Annotated in this window: 20 protein-coding genes, 1 other RNA gene and 1 pseudogene; 7 read left to right on the forward strand and 15 right to left on the reverse strand. The window is 63.7% G+C overall.

The window, feature by feature from the left end; all coding sequences use genetic code 11:
* Positions 1-16: 16 nt before the first annotated feature.
* The gene (locus tag ACVDG8_RS15795) at positions 17-1,294 is read right to left on the reverse strand and encodes a 4-aminobutyrate--2-oxoglutarate transaminase (protein ID WP_447255483.1); all 1,278 of its coding nucleotides are present in this window, start codon (positions 1,292-1,294) and stop codon (positions 17-19) included.
* 243 nt (positions 1,295-1,537) lie between these two features.
* Between ACVDG8_RS15795 and ACVDG8_RS15800 the strand changes: the two genes are divergently transcribed.
* Genes ACVDG8_RS15800 through ACVDG8_RS15810 form a run of 3 tightly spaced genes read left to right on the forward strand, consistent with a single transcriptional unit; the run spans position 1,538 to position 6,839 of the window.
* Positions 1,538-2,668: an efflux RND transporter periplasmic adaptor subunit gene (locus ACVDG8_RS15800; RefSeq protein ID WP_447255484.1), complete on the forward strand. Its 1,131-nt coding sequence runs from the start codon at positions 1,538-1,540 to the stop codon at positions 2,666-2,668.
* Positions 2,665-3,738, forward strand: a complete 1,074-nt coding sequence (locus tag ACVDG8_RS15805) for an efflux RND transporter periplasmic adaptor subunit (protein WP_447255485.1) — start codon at positions 2,665-2,667, stop codon at positions 3,736-3,738. The genes ACVDG8_RS15800 and ACVDG8_RS15805 overlap by 4 nt, the downstream gene beginning before the upstream one ends.
* Positions 3,738-6,839, forward strand: a complete 3,102-nt coding sequence (locus ACVDG8_RS15810) for an efflux RND transporter permease subunit (protein WP_447255486.1) — start codon at positions 3,738-3,740, stop codon at positions 6,837-6,839. Before ACVDG8_RS15805 ends, ACVDG8_RS15810 begins: the two co-directional genes overlap by 1 nt.
* A gap of 12 nt (positions 6,840-6,851) precedes the next feature.
* Here the strand turns inward: ACVDG8_RS15810 and ACVDG8_RS15815 are convergent, their stop codons facing one another.
* The 12 genes and pseudogenes from ACVDG8_RS15815 to ffs all read right to left on the reverse strand — a co-directional run bounded on the left by ACVDG8_RS15815 (position 6,852) and on the right by ffs (position 18,452).
* Positions 6,852-7,187 (reverse strand): hypothetical protein, encoded by a 336-nt coding sequence (locus ACVDG8_RS15815; protein ID WP_447255487.1) that lies wholly within the window; start codon positions 7,185-7,187, stop codon positions 6,852-6,854.
* Between the two features lie 39 nt (positions 7,188-7,226).
* On the reverse strand, positions 7,227-7,976 hold the full coding sequence (locus ACVDG8_RS15820; RefSeq protein WP_447255488.1) for an ABC transporter ATP-binding protein: 750 nt from the start codon (positions 7,974-7,976) through the stop codon (positions 7,227-7,229).
* Entirely contained in the window at positions 7,973-8,812 is an 840-nt protein-coding gene (locus ACVDG8_RS15825) for an ABC transporter ATP-binding protein (protein WP_447255489.1), read from the reverse strand. Before ACVDG8_RS15825 ends, ACVDG8_RS15820 begins: the two co-directional genes overlap by 4 nt.
* A 10-nt stretch (positions 8,813-8,822) precedes the next feature.
* Positions 8,823-9,743 carry a nickel transporter permease gene (gene nikC, locus ACVDG8_RS15830; RefSeq protein ID WP_447255490.1) on the reverse strand — a complete coding sequence of 307 codons (921 nt, stop codon included), beginning with the start codon at positions 9,741-9,743 and terminating at the stop codon, positions 8,823-8,825.
* On the reverse strand, positions 9,740-10,807 hold the full coding sequence (locus tag ACVDG8_RS15835) for an ABC transporter permease (protein WP_447255491.1): 1,068 nt from the start codon (positions 10,805-10,807) through the stop codon (positions 9,740-9,742). The genes nikC and ACVDG8_RS15835 overlap by 4 nt, the downstream gene beginning before the upstream one ends.
* 18 nt (positions 10,808-10,825) lie before the next feature.
* The gene (locus tag ACVDG8_RS15840) at positions 10,826-12,463 is read right to left on the reverse strand and encodes an ABC transporter substrate-binding protein (protein ID WP_447255492.1); all 1,638 of its coding nucleotides are present in this window, start codon (positions 12,461-12,463) and stop codon (positions 10,826-10,828) included.
* Positions 12,464-12,697: 234 nt separating this feature from the next.
* Complete coding sequence (locus ACVDG8_RS15845) at positions 12,698-13,948, reverse strand: lytic murein transglycosylase (protein WP_447255493.1); 1,251 nt, start codon at positions 13,946-13,948, stop codon at positions 12,698-12,700.
* A 19-nt stretch (positions 13,949-13,967) separates the two neighbouring features.
* Positions 13,968-14,573 carry a recombination mediator RecR gene (gene recR / locus ACVDG8_RS15850; protein WP_447255494.1) on the reverse strand — a complete coding sequence of 202 codons (606 nt, stop codon included), beginning with the start codon at positions 14,571-14,573 and terminating at the stop codon, positions 13,968-13,970.
* Between the two features lie 160 nt (positions 14,574-14,733).
* On the reverse strand, positions 14,734-15,726 hold the full coding sequence (locus ACVDG8_RS15855; RefSeq protein ID WP_447255495.1) for a cell wall hydrolase: 993 nt from the start codon (positions 15,724-15,726) through the stop codon (positions 14,734-14,736).
* Between the two features lie 217 nt (positions 15,727-15,943).
* A pseudogene (locus tag ACVDG8_RS15860) lies at positions 15,944-16,266 on the reverse strand (YbaB/EbfC family nucleoid-associated protein).
* A gap of 66 nt (positions 16,267-16,332) precedes the next feature.
* The gene (locus ACVDG8_RS15865; RefSeq protein WP_447255497.1) at positions 16,333-18,150 is read right to left on the reverse strand and encodes a DNA polymerase III subunit gamma/tau; all 1,818 of its coding nucleotides are present in this window, start codon (positions 18,148-18,150) and stop codon (positions 16,333-16,335) included.
* Between the two features lie 205 nt (positions 18,151-18,355).
* Positions 18,356-18,452: signal recognition particle sRNA small type (gene ffs, locus ACVDG8_RS15870), an RNA gene on the reverse strand.
* Between the two features lie 187 nt (positions 18,453-18,639).
* Here ffs and ACVDG8_RS15875 point away from each other — a divergent pair.
* From ACVDG8_RS15875 to ACVDG8_RS15885, 3 genes are read left to right on the forward strand one after another with little or no spacing between them, the layout of a single operon-like run.
* Positions 18,640-19,059 (forward strand): HIT domain-containing protein, encoded by a 420-nt coding sequence (locus tag ACVDG8_RS15875; RefSeq protein WP_447255498.1) that lies wholly within the window; start codon positions 18,640-18,642, stop codon positions 19,057-19,059.
* A gap of 43 nt (positions 19,060-19,102) precedes the next feature.
* On the forward strand, positions 19,103-20,044 hold the full coding sequence (gene nudC / locus ACVDG8_RS15880) for an NAD(+) diphosphatase (protein WP_447255499.1): 942 nt from the start codon (positions 19,103-19,105) through the stop codon (positions 20,042-20,044).
* A gap of 10 nt (positions 20,045-20,054) precedes the next feature.
* On the forward strand, positions 20,055-20,357 hold the full coding sequence (locus ACVDG8_RS15885; RefSeq protein WP_447255500.1) for a Dabb family protein: 303 nt from the start codon (positions 20,055-20,057) through the stop codon (positions 20,355-20,357).
* Positions 20,358-20,397: 40 nt separating this feature from the next.
* On the opposite strand, the gene ACVDG8_RS15890 is transcribed toward ACVDG8_RS15885, so the two are convergent.
* Positions 20,398-21,261, reverse strand: coding sequence for a prephenate dehydratase (locus ACVDG8_RS15890; protein ID WP_447255501.1), 864 nt, complete (start codon positions 21,259-21,261; stop codon positions 20,398-20,400).
* A gap of 10 nt (positions 21,262-21,271) precedes the next feature.
* Positions 21,272-22,000, reverse strand: a complete 729-nt coding sequence (locus ACVDG8_RS15895) for a 3-deoxy-manno-octulosonate cytidylyltransferase (RefSeq protein ID WP_447255502.1) — start codon at positions 21,998-22,000, stop codon at positions 21,272-21,274.
* A gap of 193 nt (positions 22,001-22,193) precedes the next feature.
* On the opposite strand from ACVDG8_RS15895, the gene ACVDG8_RS15900 reads away from it, so the two are divergent.
* A complete protein-coding gene (locus ACVDG8_RS15900) occupies positions 22,194-22,874 on the forward strand; it encodes a c-type cytochrome (RefSeq protein WP_447255503.1) in 681 nt (226 codons plus the stop codon).
* Positions 22,875-23,002: the final 128 nt, after the last annotated feature.

A 23,002-nucleotide genomic window follows, 5' to 3' on the forward strand; every position in this document is an offset into this window, starting at 1 on the left:
ACACCGCACCGCCCATTCAGGCGGCGCGCGCGTCGCGGATCGAGGTTTCCAGAATATCCAGCGCCTCGGTCATGACGCCGTCCTGGATGGTGATCGGCGCCAGGAAGCGGATGACGTTGCCGTAGACGCCGCAGGTGAGCAGGATCAGGCCCTTGTCGAGCGCCTTCAGCCTGACCGCGTTGGCGAACTCAGCCGACGGCATACCCTTCTTCACGTCGTTGAATTCGACCGCGTTCATGAAGCCCGGGCCACGGATGTCGACGATCTCCGGCACGTCGTCGCGGATCGAGTCCAGGCGCTGCTTCAGCCTGGCGCCGAGTGCGTTGGCGCGGTCGCAGAGCTTTTCCTCCTCGATGACGTCGAGCACGGCGTGCGCGGCGGCGACGCCGATCGGGCTGCCGCCATAGGTGCCGCCGAGGCCGCCAGGGCCAGGCGCGTCCATGATCTCGGCGCGACCGGTGACGGCCGACAGCGGGAAGCCGCCGGCAAGGCTCTTGGCCATGGTTGTGAGATCGGGCGCCACATCGTAGTGCTCCATGGCGAACATCTTGCCGGTGCGGGCAAAGCCGGTCTGCACCTCGTCGGCGACCAGCAGGATGCCGTGCTGGTCGCAGATCTTGCGCAGCGCGGCCATGAAATCGCGCGGCGCCTCGTAGAAGCCGCCCTCGCCCTGGACCGGCTCGAGAATGATGGCGGCGACGCGGTTCGGATCGACATCGGCCTTGAACAGTTTATCGAGCGCGGCGAGCGAGTCCGCCACGGAAACGCCATGCAGCGCGACCGGGAACGGCGCGTGGAAGACGTCGCCCGGCATGGCGCCGAAACCGACCTTGTAAGGCACGACCTTGCCGGTCAGCGCCATGCCCATGAAGGTGCGGCCATGGAAGCCGCCGGAAAAGGCGATGACGGCCTGGCGGCCGGTGGCGTTGCGGGCGATCTTGATGGCGTTCTCCACCGCCTCGGCGCCAGTGGTGACGAAGACGGTTTTCTTATCGAACTTGCCGGGCAGTATGCCGTTCAGGCGCTCGGCCAGATGCACATAGCTCTCATAGGGCACGACCTGATGGCAGGTGTGGGTGAAACGATCGAGCTGCGCCTTGACCGCCTCGATCACCTTGGGATGGCGGTGGCCGGTGTTGACGACCGCAATGCCCGACGAAAAGTCGATGTAGCGGCGGCCCTCGACGTCCCAGATTTCCGAATTTTCGGCGCGATCGGCATAGATCTGCGTCGTCATGCCGACGCCGCGCGAGATCGACTGGTTCTTGCGTTCGGAAATCGCTGAATTCTTCATCTCATCCCCCATCGGGCGAAAGCCCGTTGCGTTTAATCAGTGTCTTCTGACCTTATTTCACGTTTTCCTCAAGTCGGCACCATGGCCCAGTCGATTGGGCCTGTCGGATGGCACTGAACCGTTCTTAACCAGCTGGGGCGGTACGCGTACGGGGACGGTTTCCTTTTTATGAGGATCGATTATCTTCACGTCCATCCGCGACGTGCCGCCCCTGGAAGAGCCTGCGCGGAACTGAGGGGAACCATGAGCAGGAACGCGACATCGTCCGCCTTGCCGTCTTCACCATCCCGCCTTTCGTCTCATCCATCCGTGCTTTTGCTTGTGGCCTGCGCCGCGCTCGCCGCCGCCGGCTGCCAGAAGCAGCAGGCGGCGGAAAAGAAGCTGCCTGTGATGGTGACGACGCAAACGGTGGCGCTTGCCGATTATGCGCCGCGAACCTCGCTGACCGGCGTGATCGCGGCGCGCACTCTGAACAACCTGTCTTTCCGCGTCGGCGGCCGCGTCGCCGAAAGGCTGGTCGATGTCGGCCAGCATGTCGACGTCGGCAAGGTGCTGGCGCGCATCGATCCGCAGGAGCAGGAATCGGACCTGCGTTCGGCGCAGGCCGATCTCGACGCCGCGCAGGCGCAGCAGACCCAGGCCGCGGCCGCCTTCCAGCGGCAGAAAACACTGCTTTTGCAAGGCTATACGACAAGGCGCGATTTCGACAGCACCGACCAGGTGTTGAAGGTGGCGCAAGGCAGCGTCGACGCGGCAAACAGCGCCTTGGCCAACGCCAAGGAGAACCTGTCCTACACCGAGCTCAAGGCGGGCGCCGCCGGCGTCATCACGGCGCGCCAGGTCGAGGCCGGACAGGTGGTGCAGGCGGCGCAGACCGTCTTCACCGTCGCCGAGGACGGCGACCGCGACGCGGTGTTCAACGTGCATGAGACGCTGGTCGCCCAGACGGCGCCTTCCCCGGCGGTAACGATCACCCTGCTTTCGGACCCGCAGGTCCGGGCAGTGGGCAAGGTGCGCGAAATCTCGCCGGCAGTGGATACCGCGTCGGGCTCGATCCGGGTCAAGATCGGCATTCCCGATACGCCGGCCGGCATGCCGCTCGGGGCCGCGGTGATCGGCACCGTCAGCGCCAAGCCGGTGAAGGCTATTCTCCTGCCCTGGCAGGCGCTGACCTCAGCCGCCGGCAAACCCGCCGTCTGGGTCGTCGATCCGTCGAGCAAGGCGGTGGCGGCGGCGGCGGTCGATGTGCTTGCCTTCGATTCCGGCGTGGTCGCCGTCGACAAGGGTTTGCAGGAGGGCCAAAGCGTCGTCACCGCCGGCGGACAATTGCTCAGTCCGGGACAGACCGTCGACATCGCGGGGGCCAGCCAATGAAACGTTTGCCCGGCATCCCCGTCCTGCTCGTCCTTGCATCGCTTGGCGCCTGTTCGCGCTCGGAAGAAAAGCCGCCGGAGGTCATCCGGCCGGTGCTGTCGATGGTGGTCGAGCCGAAGACCGTCGAGATCTTCGGCTTCGCCGGCACGGTGCAGCCGCAATACAGCGCCGACCTCGCCTTCCGCCTCCTCGGCCGCGTCGTCTCGCGCGACGTAAAGGTCGGCGACCTCGTAACCAAGGGCACCACCATCGCTGCGCTCGATCCGACCGCGCTGGAGCTTGCCGTGCAGGTATCGAGAGCGGATCTGTCAAATGCCCAGGCGCAATTCGCCAACGCCGCCGCAAGCGAGGACCGTCAGCGGCAGTTGCTTGCCTCCGCCAACACGCCGCAAGCCACCTTCGATACCGCGCAACAGGCAAGGCAAGCCGCGCAAGCCGGGGTCGAGCGCGCCAACGCCGCTTTGGCCAAATCGCAGGAGCAGTTGGGCTACGCCCGGCTGTTCTCCGATTTCGATGGCGTCGTCACGGCGGTCGGCGCCGAAGTCGGCCAGACGGTTTCGGCCGGGCAGACCGTCGTCACCGTGGCGCGCACCGATCCGCGCGAGGCAGTGGTCGACATTCCTGATCAGCTGACCGGCGACCTCAGTGTCGGCATGCCCTTCGATATCGTCCTGCAATCGCTGCCGACGATCAAAACAGAGGCGAAGCTGCGCGAGATCGCGCCGCAGTCGGAAGGCGCGACGCGCAGCCGCCGCGTGAAACTGACGCTCGTCAACCCGCCGACGGCCTTCCGGCTCGGCTCGACGATCACGGCAACGCGCATGACCAAGGTGGCGCCGACGATCGAACTGCCGATCTCGGCGCTGCTCGAGAAGGACGGGGCCACCAAGGTATGGGTCGTCGATCCGCAGACATCAAACGTCGCCACGCGCGAGATCAAGATCGCGTCCAAGAATGGCGGCCGCTTCACGGTGACCGAAGGACTTGAGGCCGGCATGCGCGTCATCACCGCGGGCGTCCACAGCCTGAGCGAAGGCCAGAAGGTCAAAGTCCTGGAGGGCGGCGTCTGATGAAGGGCTTCAATCTCTCCGACTGGGCGCTCGGCCATCGCTCCATGGTCTGGTATTTCATGCTGGTCTTCGTGGTGGCCGGCGTATTCTCCTACCTCAATCTCGGCCGTGAGGAAGACCCCAACTTCACCATCAAGACGATGATCGTCCAGGCCAATTGGCCGGGCGCGTCAGTGAAGGAGACGGTGCAGCAGGTCACCGACCGCATCGAAAAGAAGCTCGAGGAACTCGACAGCCTCGACTTCACCAGGTCCGTCACAACCGCCGGCCAGACCGTCATCTTCGTGAACCTGAAGGACACCACCAAGGCGCGCGATGTCGTGCCGAACTGGATTCAGGTGCGCAACATGGTCGACGACATCAAGGCGCAGTTCCCGCAAGGCGTGCAGGGACCGTTCTTCAACGACCGCTTCGGTGATGTCTACGGCAACATCTACGCCTTCACGTCGGATGGGCTGACACCGCGCCAGCTGCGCGACTATGTCGAGGACGTGCGGAGCAAGATCCTGACCGTGCCGAATGCCGGCAAGGTCGATCTGGTCGGTGCCCAGGACGAAGCTATCTATCTCGAATTCTCGACCCGCCAGATCGCGGCACTTGGCCTCAACCAGCAGCAGATCGTCGCCAGCCTGCAGGCGCAGAACGCCATCACGCCGTCGGGTGTCATCCAGTCCGGCCCGGAGCGGATCAGCGTGCGCGTCGGCGGCCAGTTCACCTCCGAGGAGAGCCTGCGCGCCATCAACCTGCGCGTCAACGATCGCTTCTTCCGGCTGAGCGACGTGGCGACGATCACGCGCGGCTATGCCGACCCGCCGACGGCGCTGTTCCGCTTCAACGGCCAGGACGCGATCGGGCTTGCCATCGGCATGAAGCCCAACGCCAATCTGCTCAAATTCGGCGAGGCCCTGCATGAGGAAATGAACAAGGTGCTGGCCGACCTGCCGGTCGGCGTCGGCGTGCATCTGGTGGCCGACCAGCCGGTCATCGTCGAGGAGGCGGTCTCGGGCTTTACGCGCGCGCTGTTCGAGGCCGTCGCCATCGTGCTTGCGGTGTCCTTCATCAGCCTCGGCATGCGCGCCGGCTTCGTCGTGGCGCTGTCTATCCCGCTGGTGCTGGCCATCACCTTCACCGTCATGGAGTATCTCGGCATATCGCTGCAGCGCATTTCGCTCGGTGCGCTGATCATCGCGCTCGGCCTTTTGGTCGACGACGCCATGATCGCGGTCGAGATGATGGTGGCGCGACTGGAGGTCGGCGACAATCTGCGCAAGGCGGCGACCTACGTCTACACCTCAACCGCTTTTCCGATGCTGACCGGAACGCTGGTGACGGTCGCCGGCTTCATTCCGATCGGCCTCAACTCAAGCGCTGCCGGCGAATACACCTTTACGCTGTTCGTCGTCATCGCCGTCTCGCTTCTGGTGTCATGGATCGTGGCGGTGCTGTTTGCGCCGTTGCTGGGCGTCACCATCCTGCCGGCGACGATGAAGACCAAGCACCACGACCAGCCCGGACGCTTCACCTCGCTGTTCCGGCGCGTGCTTGTCGGCTCGGTGCGCCATCATTGGCTGACCATCATCGTCACCGTGTTGCTATTCGCAGCTTCGATCGCCGGCTTCGGCCTCGTCCAGCAGCAGTTCTTCCCGCCGTCGGACCGGCCGGAGCTGATCGTAGATTGGAACCTGCCGCAGAACTCCTCGATCGCCGAGACGCGCGACCAGATGGAGCGCTTCGAGCAGCGCGCACTGGTCGGCAACCCCGACATCGACCATTTCAGTTCCTATATCGGCCAGGGCGCGGTGCGCTTCGTGCTGGCCTATGACGTGCAGCCGGCCAATCCCTATTTCGGCCAGACCGTCATCGTCACCAAGAGCATCGAGGCACGCAACCGGGTAAAGCCGGCGCTGGAGAAACTGCTGCGCGCGGAGTTCGTCGGCACCGACGCTTTCGTCAAGCCGCTCGAGCTTGGACCCCCGGTCGGCAGGCCGGTGCAGTACCGCGTCGGTGGTCCCGATATCCAGACGGTGCGCGAGCTGGCGCAGCAATTCGCCGGGCTGATTTCGGCCAATCCGAAACTTGCAGCACCGACCTTCGACTGGAACGAGCCGCAGCGTGTGCTGAGGGTCGAGGTGCTGCAGGACAAAGCGCGCCAGCTCGGCATCACCTCGTCCGACATCGCCAGCACGCTGAACAGTACGGTCGGCGGCGCGACGATCACGCAGGTGCGCGACGCCACCTACCTGATCAACGTCGTGGCGCGCTCGCGCGAGGCCGAGCGCGGCTCGATCGAGACGCTGCAGAACATTCAGCTGCCGACCGGCAATGGCGAGGCGATCCCGTTGGCCGCTGTGGCCAACTTCCGCTACGACCTCGAGCAGCCGACGGTGTGGCGGCGCAACCGCACGCCGACGATCACCGTTCGCGCCGGCCTGGTCGGCGACGTGCTGCCGGCAACCGTCGTCAACGAGCTGAAACCGTCCGTCGAGGCCTTCATCGCCAAGCTGCCGCCCGGCTATTCGGTCGAGACCGCGGGCTCTGTCGAGGAAAGCGCAAAGAGCCAAGGGCCGATCGCCGCCGTTGTGCCGCTGATGCTGTTCATCATGGCAACCATCCTGATGGTGCAATTGCAGAGCTTCCAGCGCCTGTTCCTGGTGGTGGCGGTGGCGCCGCTCGGCTTGATCGGCGTGGTGGCGGCCCTGGTGCCGAGCGGCGCGCCGCTCGGCTTCGTCGCCATCCTCGGCGTTTTGGCGCTGATCGGCATCCTGATCCGCAACTCGGTCATCCTGATCGTGCAGATCGAGGATCTGGTGCGCGAGGGCAAGGATCGTTGGGCGGCCGTGATCGAAGCGACCGAGCATCGCATGCGGCCGATCGCGCTGACAGCGGCGGCGGCCAGCCTGGCGCTGATCCCGATCGCGCGCGAAGTGTTCTGGGGACCGATGGCCTACGCCATGATGGGTGGCATTATCGCGGGTACCGCGATCACGCTGCTGTTCCTGCCGGCGCTTTATGTGACGTGGTTCCGGATCAAGGAGCCTCCGAAGCAGGGGGACGCACCATCCGTTCCGGAGAACAGCGAACTGGTGCAAAGTTCGACTTAAGGCCCTGCTGCATCATTCGTTGTCGTTTGAGGGTACGGGGAGTGATTTGGCGCGCTGCCAAGGCGACAATTTCGAGGTACGCCAAGCATGCCAGCCTTTTGGCAAATCGGCCAAGGCAAGGAGGCTTTCATCCAGCCGAACCACCTGCTCCAGACCGACGAGCATTACCTCGCATTCCCGATTTTGCTTGTCGCTGCTATGAAATTGCCAACTGCCACCTTCATCATTGTAGTTGTCGTCGTCATCAGCTTCATGCACAACGTATGCGATCCAGTCGCCACGTTTAAATATGCTCCTGTCCGACAACACGGCGACATTGCGTGGATCTTCGAACTTCCAATCATCCATAGGAATTCCCCGGAACGCCGTTGGCCATGTGTGGGAAGATCAAGCCGTCCGCACAAACCCCTCGCTCGCCCGGAGCAGATTGCGCGTATAATCCGCGCTCACGCGATGGCCGATGAGCTGGCTTGCGGTCAGCTTCTCCACCGTCTCGCCGTTCTGCATCACCATCAGCCGCTCGCACATATGGGTGACGATGGCGAGATCGTGGCTGACCATCAGGAAGGTGAGCTTGCGGCGCCGGCGAACCTCTTCGAGAAGGTTGAGCACTTCCGCCTGCACCGAGGCATCGAGCGCCGAGGTCGGCTCGTCTAGCAGCAAAATCGACGGTTCGAGGATTAGCGCACGCGCGATCGCCACGCGCTGGCGTTGGCCGCCGGACAGCTGATGCGCGTAGCGGAAGCGGAAACCAGTGCCGAGGCCGACCTCGTCCAACGCGCGCTCGATGCGCTTTTCGCCATCGGCAATGCCGTGGATCGCCAGCGGCTCCTGCAGCAGGCGATCGACGGTCTGACGCGGATGCAGCGAGCCATACGGATCCTGGAAGACCATCTGCACCTCGCGGTAGAAGGCCTTGTCGCGGGTCCTGCCGAGTTTCTTGCCGTTGACGGTGATGGTGCCTGACGCGACCGGCGCCAGGCCGGTGATCGCTCGCAGCAGCGTCGACTTGCCGGATCCGCTTTCGCCGACCAGCCCATAGGAGTCGCCCTCGCCCACCTCCAGGCTAACGCCCTTCAGCGCGCGAAAACGGTCGAAGACCACCTCCAGCTCCTCGACGGCGATCGCGGCGGTCATGCCGCCCACTCCCGCTTGCGGTCGAGAACCGGCAGCGGATGGCGCTCGAAGCCGATCCGCGGCATGCAGTCGAGAAGCCCGCGCGTATAGGGATGCTGGGCACTGCGCAGTTCGGAGGCCTTGAGCTGCTCGACGACCTTGCCGGCATACATGACGACGACGCGGTCGCAGAAAGAGGAGACCAGGCGCAGATCGTGCGAGATGAAGATCAGCCCCATGCCACGCTCGCTGACCAATTTGTCGAGGATGCCCAGCACATCGAGCTGCACGGTGACATCGAGCGCCGAAGTCGGTTCGTCGGCGATCATCAGCTCTGGCCCGGCGATCAGCATCATGGCGATCATTGCGCGCTGGCCCATGCCGCCCGAGACTTCATGTGGATAGAGGTCGAAAACGCGCTTGGGGTCGCGGATCTGCACCGCCTGCAGCATGGCCAACGCCCGCTCGCGCGCCTCGGCCTTGGAGACCTTCTCATGCGTGCGCAGCGTTTCGACGATCTGACGGCCGATGCTCATCACCGGGTCGAGCGAGTATTTCGGATCCTGCAGGATCATTGCGATGCGATTTCCGCGCAACGCCCGGCGCTGACGCGAAGATATCGAAAGCAGATCCATGCCGTCGAAATTCAGCTTCTTCGCTGAAACTTCGGCCTGCGGCGGGGTCAGGCCCATGATGGCGCGGCCGGTCTGCGACTTGCCGGAGCCGCTCTCGCCGACGATGCCCAGCCGCTCTCGGCCGAGCGAGAACGACACGCCGCGAGCGGCCTGGACGAGACCGGTGCGGGTCGGAAAGGTGACGCGCAGATCGTCGACGTCGAGAAGCGTGTCGCCGCTCATTGGTCACCACTCATTGATCACCACTCCGGGGGTCAAGCGCGTCGCGCAGGCCATCGCCGAGCAGGTTGAAGCCAAGGCTGACGATGAGGATAGCGACCCCAGGTGCGGCGGCCACCCACCACTGGTCGAGGATGAAGCGGCGGCCGGACGCGATCATCGCGCCCCATTCGGGCAGCGGCGGCTGCGCGCCGAGGCCGAGGAAGCCGAGGCCGGCGGCGATGAGGATGATGCCCGCCATGTCGAGCGTCACGCGGATGATCAGCGAGGAGATGCAGAGCGGCATGATGTGGCGCAGCACGATGCGGAAGGACGATGCGCCCATCAGTTCAACCGCCTTGATGTAATCGGAGTTGCGCACGGTCAGCGTCTCGGCGCGCGCGATACGCGCATAAGGCGGCCAGGAAGTGATGGCGATCGCGATGATCGCGTTCTCGATCCCGGGGCCAAGCGCGGCGACAAAAGCCAGCGCCAGCACCAACTTGGGAAACGCCAGAAAAATGTCGGTGACGCGCATCAGGATGGCGTCGGTCCAGCCGCCGGCATAGCCGGCGACCGTGCCGACCAGAAGGCCGATGGGTGCCGCGATGATGGCGACGAGGATCACGACGTAAAGCGTCCAGCGCGTGCCATAGATGATGCGCGAATAGATGTCGCGGCCAAGGTCGTCGGTGCCGAACCAATGCGCGGCGCCAGGCGCCAGCAGGCGGGCATTCTTGAGGTCGCCGAAGGTCGGGGAGTAAGGCGCCAGCACACCGGCAAGGGCCGCGATCACCACAAGCGCGATGATGATCAACAGCCCGACCAAAGCCAGCCGGTTGGCGGAGAAGCGCCGCCAGGCGACATAGGCCCGGCCGAGCCTTGCCTGCAGGCGCGAGGCCGGCCGCTCGCTGAGCAGCCACGCGCGCCGGGATTGGAGGGTTTCGACGCTCATCCGACCTTGGTCCTTGGATCGAGAAGCCGGTAGAGCAGATCGGAGAACAGGTTGATGCCGATGAAGACAGAGCCGATGGCGATGGTGCCGCCAAGCACGGCGTTCATGTCGGCGTTCTGCAGCGAATTGGTGATGTAGAGGCCGATGCCGGGCCAGGAGAAAACGGTCTCGGTCAGCACCGAGCCCTCCAGCAGGTTGGCGTAGGAGAGCGCGATCACCGTCACCATCGGTACCGCGGCGTTACGCAGCGCGTGGCCCCAGATGATGCGGCTTTCCGACAAGCCCTTGGCGCGCGCGGCGACGATGTATTCCTGCGCCAGCTCGTTCAGCATGAAGGACCGGGTCATGCGGCTGATATAGGCTAGCGACAGATAGCCGAGCAGCGCGGCCGGCAGGACGATGTGGCGCCAGGCGTCGTAGAAAACGTCCCATTGCCCCTGGATCGCGGCATCGAGCAGATAGAAGCCGGTGATCGGCGTGAAGGTGTATTCGTAGACGACGTCGAGCCGCGCCGGGAAGGCGATCCACTGCAGCTTGGCATAGAACAGCACCAGGCCGAGCAGCCCCAGCCAGAAGATCGGCACCGAATAGCCGATGAGGCCGACGATGCGCGCCACCTGGTCGATCAGGCTGCCCCGCTTGACGGCGGCCAGCACGCCGAGCGGCACGCCGATGATGGCGCCGATCAGCGTGCCTAGCGTCGCCAATTCGATGGTGGCCGGGAAGACGCGGCGGATGTCGGACATCACCGGGTTTGTGGTCAGCACCGACGTGCCGAAATCACCGCTCAGCGCGTGTTTGACATAGATGTAGAACTGCTCGATCCAGGGCAGGTCGAGCCCCATCTCGCGGCGCGTGCGCTCAACCACCGCCGTGGGCGCCCGGTCGCCGAGGACGGCCAGAACCGGATCGATCGGGATGACGCGGCCGATGAAGAAGGTCACCGCCAGCAGGCCGAGATAGGTCGTCACCGCGATGATCAAAAAGCGGCCGAGCGACGATAGAATCGCGACGGCACGGACGCTTCCACGCCCTGCCGCCGCCTGATTGTCAGCCACGCTCACGCGTCGCGTCCGCGGGCACTACTCTTTCGAGACCGGACCGACGAAGTTGGTGTCGAAGCTCGGGCCGAGCGCAAAGCCCTTGAGGTTCTTGCGCAACCCGGCCACTTCCAGCTGCTGATGGATGATGACGAAGGGGCTGGTGTCGAGGATCTTCTTCTCGAGATCCTTGTACATATCGGCGCGCTTGCCCGCATCCTTCTCCAGAAGCGCTGCTTCCGTTTCCTTGGTCAGGTCCGGAATGTCCCAGCTGTTGCGCCAGGCGAGCGTGTGAGACTTGCCGGCATCCGAATTGTCAGGATTGGAGGCGAAGGTCTGGGCGTTGGAGTTCGGGTCGAAATAATCCTGGCCCCAATTGCCGATATAGATGTCGTGGTTGCGGGCACGATACTTGGTCAGCGTCTGCTTACCATCGCCCGGGATGATCTCCAGCTGAATGCCGGCCTGGCCGAGCGTCTGCTGGATCGATTCCGCCATGCCGGTGGTCGGCTGTCCCGTGCGAACGTCCATGGTCACCTTGAAACCATCGGGCAGGCCAGCCTTGGCCAGCAGTTCCTTGGCCTTGGCGACGTCGAGCTTGAACGGGTTCTCGTCCAGTTCACCCAGAACGCCCTTGGGCAGGAAGGTCTGGTGGATCTCGCCGATGCCCTTGAGGATGGTCGTGCTCAGCGCGTCATAGTCGACCAGATATTTGAACGCCTGGCGAACCTCGGGCTTGGCAAGCGTCGGGTTCTTCTGATTGAGGCTGATGTAATAGACCGTGCCCTTCGGCGCGCTGGTGGTGACGAGGTCGGCATTCTTGGCAATGGCGTCGAGATCGTTCGGCTCGAGGTTGCGGGCAACGTCGATGTCGCCGGCTTCGAGCGCCAGGCGCTGGGCCGAGCTTTCCTTCATGTTGCGGTAGATGACGCGGGCGAGCTTGGCCTTCTCGCCGTAATAATTGTCGTTGCGCTCCATGACGACAGCTTCGTTGGCGCGCCATTCACGCAACTTGTAGGCGCCGGAACCGGCATAGCCGGTCTTCAGCCAGGCGTTGCCGAAATCATTGTCCCATTTGTAGTCGGCGCTCGGCGTCACGGCGGCGACATGTTCCTTGACCAGCTTGGCGTCGACAACCGAGGCGACGGTAGCCGAGAGGCAGTTCAGCACGAAGCTCGGCGCATAGGCTTTGTCGACGGTGAACTGGAACGTAGAGTCGTCGACGGCCTTGGCCTTTTCAGTGACGTTGTCGCCACTGATGCCAAACTGGCCGATGATGAAGGCCGGGCTCTTGTCCAGCTTGACGGCGCGTTCGAAGGAATAGGCGACATCGGCCGCGGTGATCGGATTGCCCGAAGCGAATTTGAGGCCCGGCTTCAGCTTGAAGGTGTAAGTCAGGCCATCGTCGGAGACGGTCCAGCTCGCGGCGAGATCCGGCTTGACTTTGGAGGTGTCGCTGAGGTCGAGGCGGACCAGGAGATCATAGGTGTTGCCGGTGACCTCGGCGGTCGACAGCTCGAACGCCTCGCCCGGATCCATGGAGATGATATCGTCGATGGCGAAGCCCTCGACCAGCGTGTCGGCGGGGCTAGCCGCGAAAGTGGGTGCGGCGCACAGTGCCGACAGCGCCACGCCTACGAGCAGGCCGCGCGAGCGCAAAGCAAACTTTTCCAGCATCATGGTGATCGTTCCCTGTTTTGTTGATTATTGACCTGAGTTCCCGGCTCAGGATTGCAGCGTTCTTTTGAAACCGCACGGCGGCTCTGATCCGGTAGCGTCGTGGTTTTTGTCCAATTGGTCAACAGCATATAAGGCAGCTTTCGAACCGGCAACGCGGATTTGCATGACAAAATGGCCAGGCAAAGCTGGTAGCCTCAAGCGAACCCTCCAACCAGGAAAGCGCAGCTTGTTCAGCTATTTGATCGCAGCGACCAGGCTTGCATCAGGAAAGCAGGTGGCGGGTTTGCCGTTCTTGGCCTGCCACACGCCGATCGAGCGGCGCGTCTTGAAGCCGGGCAGCCCGTCGACGCTGCCGACATCATAGCCCTTGGCCTCAAGCGCCCGCTGCAGGGCCGCGATATCGGAACGGTGGAGGTCCCCGACCGGGCCCCAACTGCCGGAGAAGGTGTAGTCGCCCTTGGCGATGCGGTCGGCGGCATGGCCGATGAACAGGCCGTAGAGGTCGCTGTTGTTGTATTGCTTGATCACATAGAAGTTCGGCGTGACGAGGAAAGCCGGACCACTGCGTCCGGCCGGCATCAGCAGAGAGCTTTGTGCCTTCAGCTCGCTTGCCTGAAACGCTTTGCCGTCGACGCGCTTGATGCCCATAGCCGCCCAGTCGGAAATCTTCTTGCCCTGGTCGGGGCCTTCGAGCGCGCAGGACACGCTTGCCGGCACTGTCACCTCGACGCCCCAGCCGCGCCCCTTCACCCAGCCATAGTGGACGAAGTAATTGGCGATCGAGGCGAGCACGTCGGGCGTCGAGTTCCAGATGTCGGGCTTTCCGTCGCCATCGAAATCGACCGCATGCTTGAGGAAGGATGTCGGCATGAATTGCGGCTGGCCAAGCGCGCCGGCCCAGGACGATTTCATGGCATTGACCGGCGCCAGCCCGCGCTCGACGATGTCGAGCGCCGCCAGCAGCTCAGTGCGGAAGAAATCCTTCTTGGTCGACATGAACGCCTTGGTGCCCAGCACCTCGAAGGCGTCGTAAGGCATCTTGGCGGCGCCGAAGCCGGTCTCGCGGCCCCAGATCGCCAGCACGATCTCGCCCGGCACGCCGTAGCGTTTCTCGATCAGCCCGAGCACCCTGGCATTGGCGCTCTCACGCGTGCGACCTCCGCTGGTGACGGCGCGGACGATTTTTTCGGCGAAATAGTTGGCGGGCGGGCCGAACTCGGCCTGGTGCTGCTTTTCAGGCGTGGTCGGAGTCTCACCGGGCGTTACGAGGTCCGGCAGTTTCAGGTTCGGCTTCACGCCAAGAAAGGCCTCGTCAAAGGTCTTCTTGGAGATGCCTTTGGATTTGGCTTCCGGCCAGAGGTCGGTCTGCAGCCAAGCACGGAACTGGTCGTCGATGGGGGCGGCGTGGGTAGGGAGAGCGAGGAGGAGGGCGAAAAGCGTTGCCAGGAAAAATGTGAATAGATTTAGGCCGGGTTCTGCCGTCATTTCCAAGTCCCCCCGATCTTTAGAACGCCGTCCTCGACTTGAGCGCCGCAGCCAGCGTGCCCTCGTCGAGATAATCAAGCTCGCCGCCGACGGGCACCCCGTGGGCCAGCCTGGTCACCTTGATCTCGAACCCGGACAGCTGGTCGGTCAGGTAATGCGCCGTCGTCTGCCCCTCGACCGTGGCGTTGACGGCCAGGATCACCTCCTTGACCTCGCCACCGGCGACGCGATCGACCAGCGAGCGGATATTCAACTGATCAGGCCCGATGCCGTCGAGCGGCGACAGCGTGCCGCCGAGCACATGGTAGCGCACGTTCATCGCCGCTGCGCGCTCCAGAGCCCAGAGGTCGGAAACGTCCTCGACGACGATCAATGTGGCGGCGTCTCGGCGCGGATCGGTGCAGATCATGCAAGGGTCGGAGGTATCGACATTGCCGCAGGTCGAGCAGATGCGCACCGTGTCGACCGCTTCGGCCATGGCGGCGGCCAAAGGCGCGAGCAGTTGCTCCTTCTTCTTGATGAGATGGAGTGCCGCGCGTCGTGCCGAACGCGGCCCGAGCCCCGGCACCTTGGCCAGGAGCTGGATCAGGCGTTCGATTTCGGGACCGGCGATTCTCTTCGACATCGCTCTGATCTAGAGCAATTCCAGGAAAAGTGCGAAGCGGTTTTCCGTCCGGAATTGCGTCAACCGGTCCAAGATTTTTCCGCGCGGCTTGGAACAGCCGCAACGACACAAGGCCTGCCATGCTGCCATGGCAGGCCTTGTGTCGTTGAATGAGATTACGTCAATTGGTTTCGAGCGGCCGGTCCTGGCTGACGATCATCGCGCCTATGGCGTCGGTGTTGTCAGGCGTCGACTGGAAACCCATCCCCGCTTCCTGCGGCGCGTTCGGCACCGAAGAGATGTAGCGGGCCTTGACGGCGCCGCCGAAACGCGAGGCATCCGGCTCGGCCATCGGCTCCTGCATCGCGACCAAGGTCTGCTTCTGCGCGACGCGGCCGGACTTTTGCGACGGAGCCACCGAGGCGGTCATAAAGGTCTGATCAGCGGGTACGGTTTTGACCTTCCTGGCCGAAGATGCCGGCACCGCGGCGGTGGTCACACCGGCCTGCTTGGCCGGGTCCGGACGCACGATGGTCTTCACCACAGGCTCGGCGGAGGCGACCAGCACCGGCGCAGCCGGCACCGGTTTCTGCGGCTGGTCCGTGTTCATGGCGACCATCGGCTCATCGGGCAGCGGCTGCCAGTTGCGGCCACGCTTCTCATAGAAGGCGTTGCCGCCGGCCACCATCGTGTAGTGCATGTTCTTGTAAGGGAAGCGAAGGCCGGCGGTGTGGAAATACATGGTGTTCTTGAGCTTGCCCTTGCGCTCGCCTCTCAGCACCGCATCGGCCGCTTCCTCGACATCCGGCAGCGCCCTCGAGTTCATCGGCCGCGTCAGCACGCCGGGCGCGAACTGGCCCTGCTCGCCGACGACCTCGCAGATGGTGTTGCCATGCTGGCCCGAACGCAACCGGTTCATGACCACCGTGCCAACGGCGATCATGCCGTCGCGGCTCGACCGGTTGGATTCGAAGAACATCGCCCGTTCCAGGCACTCCCTGTCCTTCAGCGAGTGGCTGGTGCGCGTGGTGAGGAAGCTCGGCGTGAGCGCGTCAGCCAGGCCCGACACCGACATGCCATGGGAAGAGGTCGTCTGGCTGCAACCGGCCAGGAGCAAGGGGGAAAAGACGATGCCGACAAGCAGCAGCGGCGTCTTCCATCGCGTCGCGATCAACAAAAAAGCCTCATGTCCAGATGCCAGCCCGCCCCGAGATGTGGCAAGAATGAGACTCTTTCAGGCAAAAAGATGGCTAGAAGGTTAGCAAGTTCTCGACATAGGTAAAACTTTATGAATGGAGCGATACGAGCGCGTGAGCATCACCGGGGAATTGGTTAATAACGCCGTCCGCGCTCAATTTTCGTTCATAATCAATTAACTGGCGGGGACCGCCTCAGAACGGCAATTTCATTCCGGGGGAATCGGCAGGCCTGCCGTGAGCGCCTTGGTCTTCTCCTGCATGATGGCCTCGACCTTATTTTTGGCGTCATTGTGGGCGGCCAGAATGAGGTCCTCGAGGATCTCGGCTTCGTCCGCCTTGATCAGCGACGGATCGATCTTCAGCGTCTTCATTTCGAACTTGCCGGTCAGCGTGATGCTGACCAGGCCGCCGCCCGACTGTCCGGTCGCTTCCAGCGTGGCGATCTCGTCCTGCATGGCCTGGAACTTGGCCTGCATTTCCTTCGCCTTACCCATCAGGCCGAGAAGATCTTTCATCCGTTTGGTCCTCTTGTTCTGTCAGTTCCCAAGTGATCCGACCGCATTCGGCCCATGGATCATGCTTCATATCTCATCATCGTCGGTGGCGGGCTCGACCGGCACTTCGGCCTCGGCCTCTTCCACATCCGGCACGTCGGGTATGCGCACGTCGATGATCTTGGCGCCGGGAAAGCGCGCCAGGATGGCGGCGACCGTGGGATCGGCCTTGGCGTCGGAGAACGCGTTCTCGCGCTTGGTCGATTCCATCTCGGCCAGCGTCTGGCCGCCCTCGTCCTTCGACAGCGACACCAGCCAGTTGCGGCCGGTCCAGGCGCGCAGCTTGGAGGTCAGGTCATTGAGCAGCATCTTCGGCGCATCGTCGGTCAAGGTGACATCGATGCGGCCGGGCTCGAAGCGCACCGGTCGCACGCAGCGCTTCATCAGCACCTTGAAGGCCATGTCGCGATTGGCGTCGGCCAGCGCGACAATGTCGGCCAGCGATTTGACCGGCACGGCAGGCGCTTCGACAACGGGCTCCGGCGCCGGCACGAAGGCTGCTGGCGCCGGCTGAGCCTCGACCAACCGCATGGTCTGCGCGCCGCCATTGGCAGCGGGCATGCGCGCCTGCACCACCGCGCTGGCGCCGCCGCCATTGCCGGGACTGGCGGGTGCGCCGTTCGGGCGTGGCGCGCCACTCGACACAGGCGCTGCGCCCTCCAAGGACTTCAGCGCCTCGTCCAGCGTCGGCAGATCAGCGGCATGCGCCAGTCTGATCAACACCATCTCGCCGGCGCTGACCGGGCGGTTGGACGACTGCACCTCGGGAATGCCCTTCAACAGCATCTGCCAGGTCCGCGACAGCACCCTGACGGACAGCGTGTTGGCGAAATCCGCGCCACGCCGACGCTCATCCTCGGACAGCGAGGCGTCCTCGGCCGCCGAGGGTATGAAGCGCAGCCGTGTGACGAGATGGTTGAATTCGGCAAGATCGGTGAGCACGGCGACCGGATCGGCGCCAATGTCATACTGGGCGCGGAATTCTGCGAGCGCAGCCGCTACGTCGCCCTTCATGACGTGCTCGAACAGGTCGATGATGCGGGCGCGGTCGGCCAAGCCTAGCATGGCACGCACGGCCTCGGCCGTCACCTTGCTGGCACCGTGGGCGATCGCCTGGTCCAGGATCGACTGCGCGTCGCGCATTGATCCCTCGGCGGCGCGCGCAATCATCGCCAGCGCCTGATCCTCGGCATCGATGCCTTCGAGGCCGGCAATGCGACCGAGATCGACCTTGATTACCGCTGGATCGATACGTCGAAGGTCAAAGCGCTGACAGCGCGACAGGACCGTGATCGGCACCTTGCGGATCTCGGTGGTGGCGAAGATGAATTTGACGTGCGGCGGCGGCTCTTCCAGCGTCTTCAACAGGCCGTTGAAGGCCTGGGTGGAGAGCATGTGCACTTCGTCGATGATGTAGACCTTGTAGCGGGCCGAAACCGGCGCGTAGCGCACGCGGTCGATGATGTCCCTGATGTCATCGATGCCGGTATGCGAGGCGGCGTCCATCTCGATGACGTCGACATGGCGGCCTTCCATGATCGCCTGGCAGTGCTCGCCGAGGATGGAGAGATCGACGGATGGCTGGTCGACGGCGGCGGTCTTGTAGTTGAGCGCACGCGCCAGGATGCGCGCCGTGGTCGTCTTGCCGACCCCGCGCACGCCGGTCAACATCCAGGCCTGGGCGATGCGGCCGGTGGCAAACGCATTGGTCAGCGTACGCACCATCGGCTCCTGGCCGATCAGCTCGGAGAAATTCGACGGGCGGTATTTGCGCGCCAGCACGCGATAGACGCCGGCCTTTGCTATCTCCAGGCTTTTTGGTCCCGAATTTCCGGCTTCGCTCATTCGCCCGTGGAGCTCCAAAAGGCCACGTCAAAGGGTGGCCGATTCCTGTTAGAGCGTTTCACCGTTTCTGGAAACGGCGAACCGCTCTATCTCTTTGCTTTAACGCAATTCCGGGCGGGAAACCGCTCACACTTTCCCTGGAATTGCTCCAATAGTCTCGCCCGCGCAGCAATGCGTCGTCAATGTCGCGAGAGGGTCCGATGAGGTGGGAGGCTGGAACAATGACCCGTTCCGGGCTCGTTAGGGCTGCTTCCTTCCGGACCTGACCCGGTTGGCGAGTGGATCGTCCACCACCAACCTCCCGCGCTCCATATCGGCAATTCAGCGACGAAATGCAAGGGCAGAGCAGGCACCCCGGCCATATCGACGCGGGAAAGTCCTTCAAATCGATACAGCGGTCAATGAATCGCTTGCAGCCACCTTGCCGCCGCTCTAGCGTTTGCGGGTTTGGAAAGTGCCTGCAAAATAACAAAAGTGAAGGAAACGCCCATGCTGCCTGGCCTGAAGGCCGGATTTACGCTGGACGCCCGGCTGGAGGCGGACAGCGAGCAGCTTATGTGGCTTGGCCTGTGCGAACTCAGGGTGATGAACGACCGGCGCTGGCCCTGGCTGGTGCTGGTGCCGCAACGTCCGGGCGTGGAAGAAATCCACGAGATGACGCCGCTCGACCAGGCGATGCTGACCTTCGAGACCAATATGGTGGCGCAGGCGCTGAAGCGGACGACCGGCTGCACCAAGATCAACACCGGCGCGCTGGGCAACATCGTGCGGCAGCTGCATGTCCATGTCGTGGCCCGCTCAGAGGGCGATCCCGGCTGGCCAGGTCCCGTCTGGGGGCATGGCATGCGCGAGCCCTACCACCGCTCCGACATCCGACGGTTTGCCGAAACGATCAAGGCGGCGTTATAAGCTGACGTCCGTGTCCACTTTGCAGCTTGCCCCCGAGTCTCCCATGAGCTTTCGCCTGTTTGACGCGCCATTGCGCGAACCCAGCCAGTTTGTCGGTTTCGCCGGCAATCAGATCGACCGGCAGTCCGAGAACCGGGCTGACGACTCGGTCGAAAAAGCGCTGGCGGACCCCGCCGCGCGGCTGATGCTGATGCATGCCGGCCGGCTCTATCTCAAACTGGACGACGGCAAGTTCGACCCCTGGTTCAACGCCAGTGGAAGCGAGCCCTTCGAGGTATCCCTCGACCGCGGCGTGCTGCTCGGCTTTTCCGACGGCGGGCCGGTGCTGGCTGTTCCCGCCGGCGTCGAACCGGAAAAACTTCCCGAGACGATCAAGGCGATCGATTATCGCTCCGTCTACATGCAAGGCCTGATCGACGAGGCTGCGGCCGGCGCGCTGGCGCAAGGAGCGGCACTGCTTGCCTGGCATGCCAGCCACGCCTTCTGCTCGAAATGCGGCAATTGCTCGGAAGTGCGCGCCGGCGGCTACAAGCGGCATTGTCCGGCCTGCGGCACCGAACATTTCCCGCGCACCGACCCGGTGGCGATCATGTTGACGGCAACGCGCGAAAAGTGCCTGCTCGGACGCGGCCGGCATTTCGCGCCAGGCATGTATTCGGCGCTTGCCGGCTTCATCGAGCCCGGCGAAACGATCGAGGCGGCGGTGCGCCGCGAGACGCTCGAGGAAGCCGGCATCCGGCTCGGTCGCGTCGTCTACCACGCCAGCCAACCCTGGCCGTTCCCTTATTCGCTGATGATCGGCTGTTTCGGCGAGCCGCTCAACGAGGACATCCAGGCCGACCTCAACGAGCTGGAAGACTGCCGCTGGTTTTTTCGCGACGAGGTGCGCACGATGCTGGACCGGCAGCACGCCGACAGCTTGATCACGCCGCCGAAGGGGGCTATCGCGCATCACCTCATCCGCGCCTGGGTCGACAGCGAATAGGAGCAGAAGAATGATCCGTCATACCGTCGTGTTCACGCTGAAGCATGAGCAGCATTCGCTTGAGACCAAGCGCTTCCTGCACGATGCGCGCAAGATCCTGTCCGCCATCAAGGGCGTCACGCATTTCGAGCAGTTGCGGCAGGTCAGCCCGAAGAACGACTTCCAGTACGGCTTCTCGATGGAGTTCGCCGACCAGGCGGCCTACACCCGCTACAACGAACATCCCGACCATGTGGCGTTCGTGCGCGACCGCTGGGTACCCGAGGTCGAGACGTTCATGGAGATCGACTACGTGCCGCTCGGCTTCGGCTGAAATTCAGGTGAGGCCGGCCTGACCTGAATTTGGGTCGTTGCTAATCCGCCACTTTCCACTGCTCGCGCGAGGCGCTTGCCGGGTAGACGCCGAGGATGCGGACCTCGCGCGAAAAGAAGCGCAGCTCGTCGAGCGCCAGCTTGACCAGCGGATCGTCCGGATGGCCCTCGATGTCGGCGTAAAACAGCGTCGCGGTGAAGGCGCCGAGCTGGTAGCTCTCCAGCTTGGTCATGTTGATGCCGTTGGTGGCGAAGCCGCCCATCGCCTTGTAGAGCGCGGCCGGCACGTTGCGGACGCGGAAGATGAAGGTGGTCATCATCTTGGCGTCCGGCGCTGGGCGCTCCGCCCATTGCTTGTTCTTGGTCAGCACGACGAAGCGGGTGACGTTGGAATCGGTGTCCTCGACATTCTTCTCGATGATGTCGAGGCCATAAAGTTCGGCGGCCAGAGCCGGCGCCAGCGAGGCCATGGTGCGGTCCTTGACCTCGGAGACCATCTTGGCCGAGCCCGCCGTGTCGCCTGCAATCACCGGCTTCCAGCCATTCTTGCGGATGTATTTGCGGCACTGTCCGAGCGCATGGATGTGGCTATGCACGGTCTTGATCTCGTCGCGCCTGACGCCCGGCAGCACCATCAGCTGGAAATGGATCGGCAGGAAATATTCGCCGACGATGTTGAGCTTCGATTCCGGCAAAAGATGATGAATGTCGGCGACGCGGCCGGCGATGGTGTTTTCGATCGGGATCATGGCGAGTTCGGCCTTGCCGGTCTCGACTGCGTTGAAGGCGTCCTCGAAGGTCGGGCACGGCAGCGGTTCCATCGACGGGAACATGTTGCGGCAGGCGGTGTCGGAATTGGCGCCGGGCTCGCCCTGGAAGGAAATTCTGTTGGTCTTGGCGGTCATAAGGATGGTCTCATTTTGAAAGGATTTGCCGGGCGCGATCGAGGTCGTGCGGCGTGTCGACGCCAAGCGGCAGCGATTTAACGATCTCGGCGTCGATGCGCATGCCGGCCTCTAGCGCCCGCAGCTGCTCCAGCCGCTCGCGCCGCTCCAGCGGCGAAGGCTTCAGCGCCACGAAGCGCTCGAGCGCCGCGCGGCGATAGGCGTAGAGGCCGACGTGATGATAGAGCGGCCCCTCGCCCCAGGGTGCGGTGGCGCGGGTGAAATAGAGCGCCTTGAGCCGTGTCGCCGAGAGCGGCGAGCCGACGATCTTGACCACGTTCGAATTGGTCTTCTCCTCGTCGCGCACGATTTCGACGCCGAGCGTGGCGATATCGACCGACTTATCCTCGAACGGGCGCAGCGACGCGCCGATGATGTCGGGATCGATCGTCGGCAGGTCGCCCTGCACGTTGACGATGGTTTCGACCTTTTTGTCCGGATCGAGGGCGCAAAGCGCCTCGAAAATGCGGTCGGAGCCCGATTCATGGTCCATGCGGGTCATGACCGCCTCGAAACCATGCTCCCGCACGGCTTCGGCGACCGTTTGCGTATCCGTCGCCACCACCACGCGGCCGAGCCCGGCCTCGGCGCCACGGCGCGCGACGTGGACGATCATCGGCACGCCCGCGATATCGGCCAGCGGCTTGCCCGGCAGGCGCGTCGAGGCCATGCGGGCGGGGATCAGGATCAAGGTCGACATCGGATTCTTGGGTGGCCGGAAAAAGCGGATGGAAAAGTGGCAAAAGGTCTCACTGGAAGCGCCCTTATAGGTGTTGCAACGCCGAAGCAAAAGACCTAGTTTCCGCCCGATTTGACTGGCCTTTCGGGGCTGTTCGCGATACCGACGGACGGAGTGGACGGGACGGTCCGCCGGAAAAGGGAGCAAGGGGCGCATGGATTCCAACGAAGTCAACAAGCTGCTCGGCGGATTTCTGGGAACCTGCTTCGTCCTCTTCTCGGTGGGCCTGATCTCCGACGGGCTTTACGCTTCGCCGACGCCCGAGAAGCCCGGCTTCATCATCGAAGCCCAGGAGCCGACCGAAGGTGGCCCGGCCGCGCCCGCCGCAGCCGAAAAGCCGATCGCCGACCTCCTGGCGAGCGCCAGTGTCGAAAAGGGCGCCGCCATCTTCAAGAAGTGCCAGGCCTGCCATTCCGGCGAAAAAGGCGGTCCCAACAAGGTCGGCCCCGATCTGTGGGACGTCGTCGAGCGCCCCGTCGCCTCTCACGAGGGTTTTGCCTATTCAGCCGGCATGAAGGAATATTCCAAGGGCGGCACCGAGAAGTGGACCTATGAGAACATCAACCACTTCATCACGTCGCCGAAGAAGGACGTGAAGGGCACGGCGATGGGCTTTGCCGGCCTGCCGAAGGAAGAAGACCGCGCCGACGTGATCGCCTATCTGCGCACGCTGTCGGACAATCCGAAGCCGTTGCCGCAGCCGGGCGCCGCAGCCGACGCTTCCAAGCCGGCTGATGCCGCCAAGCCCGCTGCGGGTGCGGCTCCGGCCAAACCGGCCGAAGGCGCGGCACCTGCCAAGCCCGCCGCACCGGCTCCGGCAGCGCCGGCCAAGTAACCGATTTGTAATCTCGACCATCTCAAAAAAGCCGGGTTCAGCCCGGCTTTTTTGTTGGGAAATGCATGGTGCGGCGACAAAGTCGGCGCGTTGCGGTTTTCACCAGCGTCAAATCATCTAGGATTGCC

The sequence above is a fragment of the Mesorhizobium sp. ORM8.1 genome (assembly GCF_053005525.2).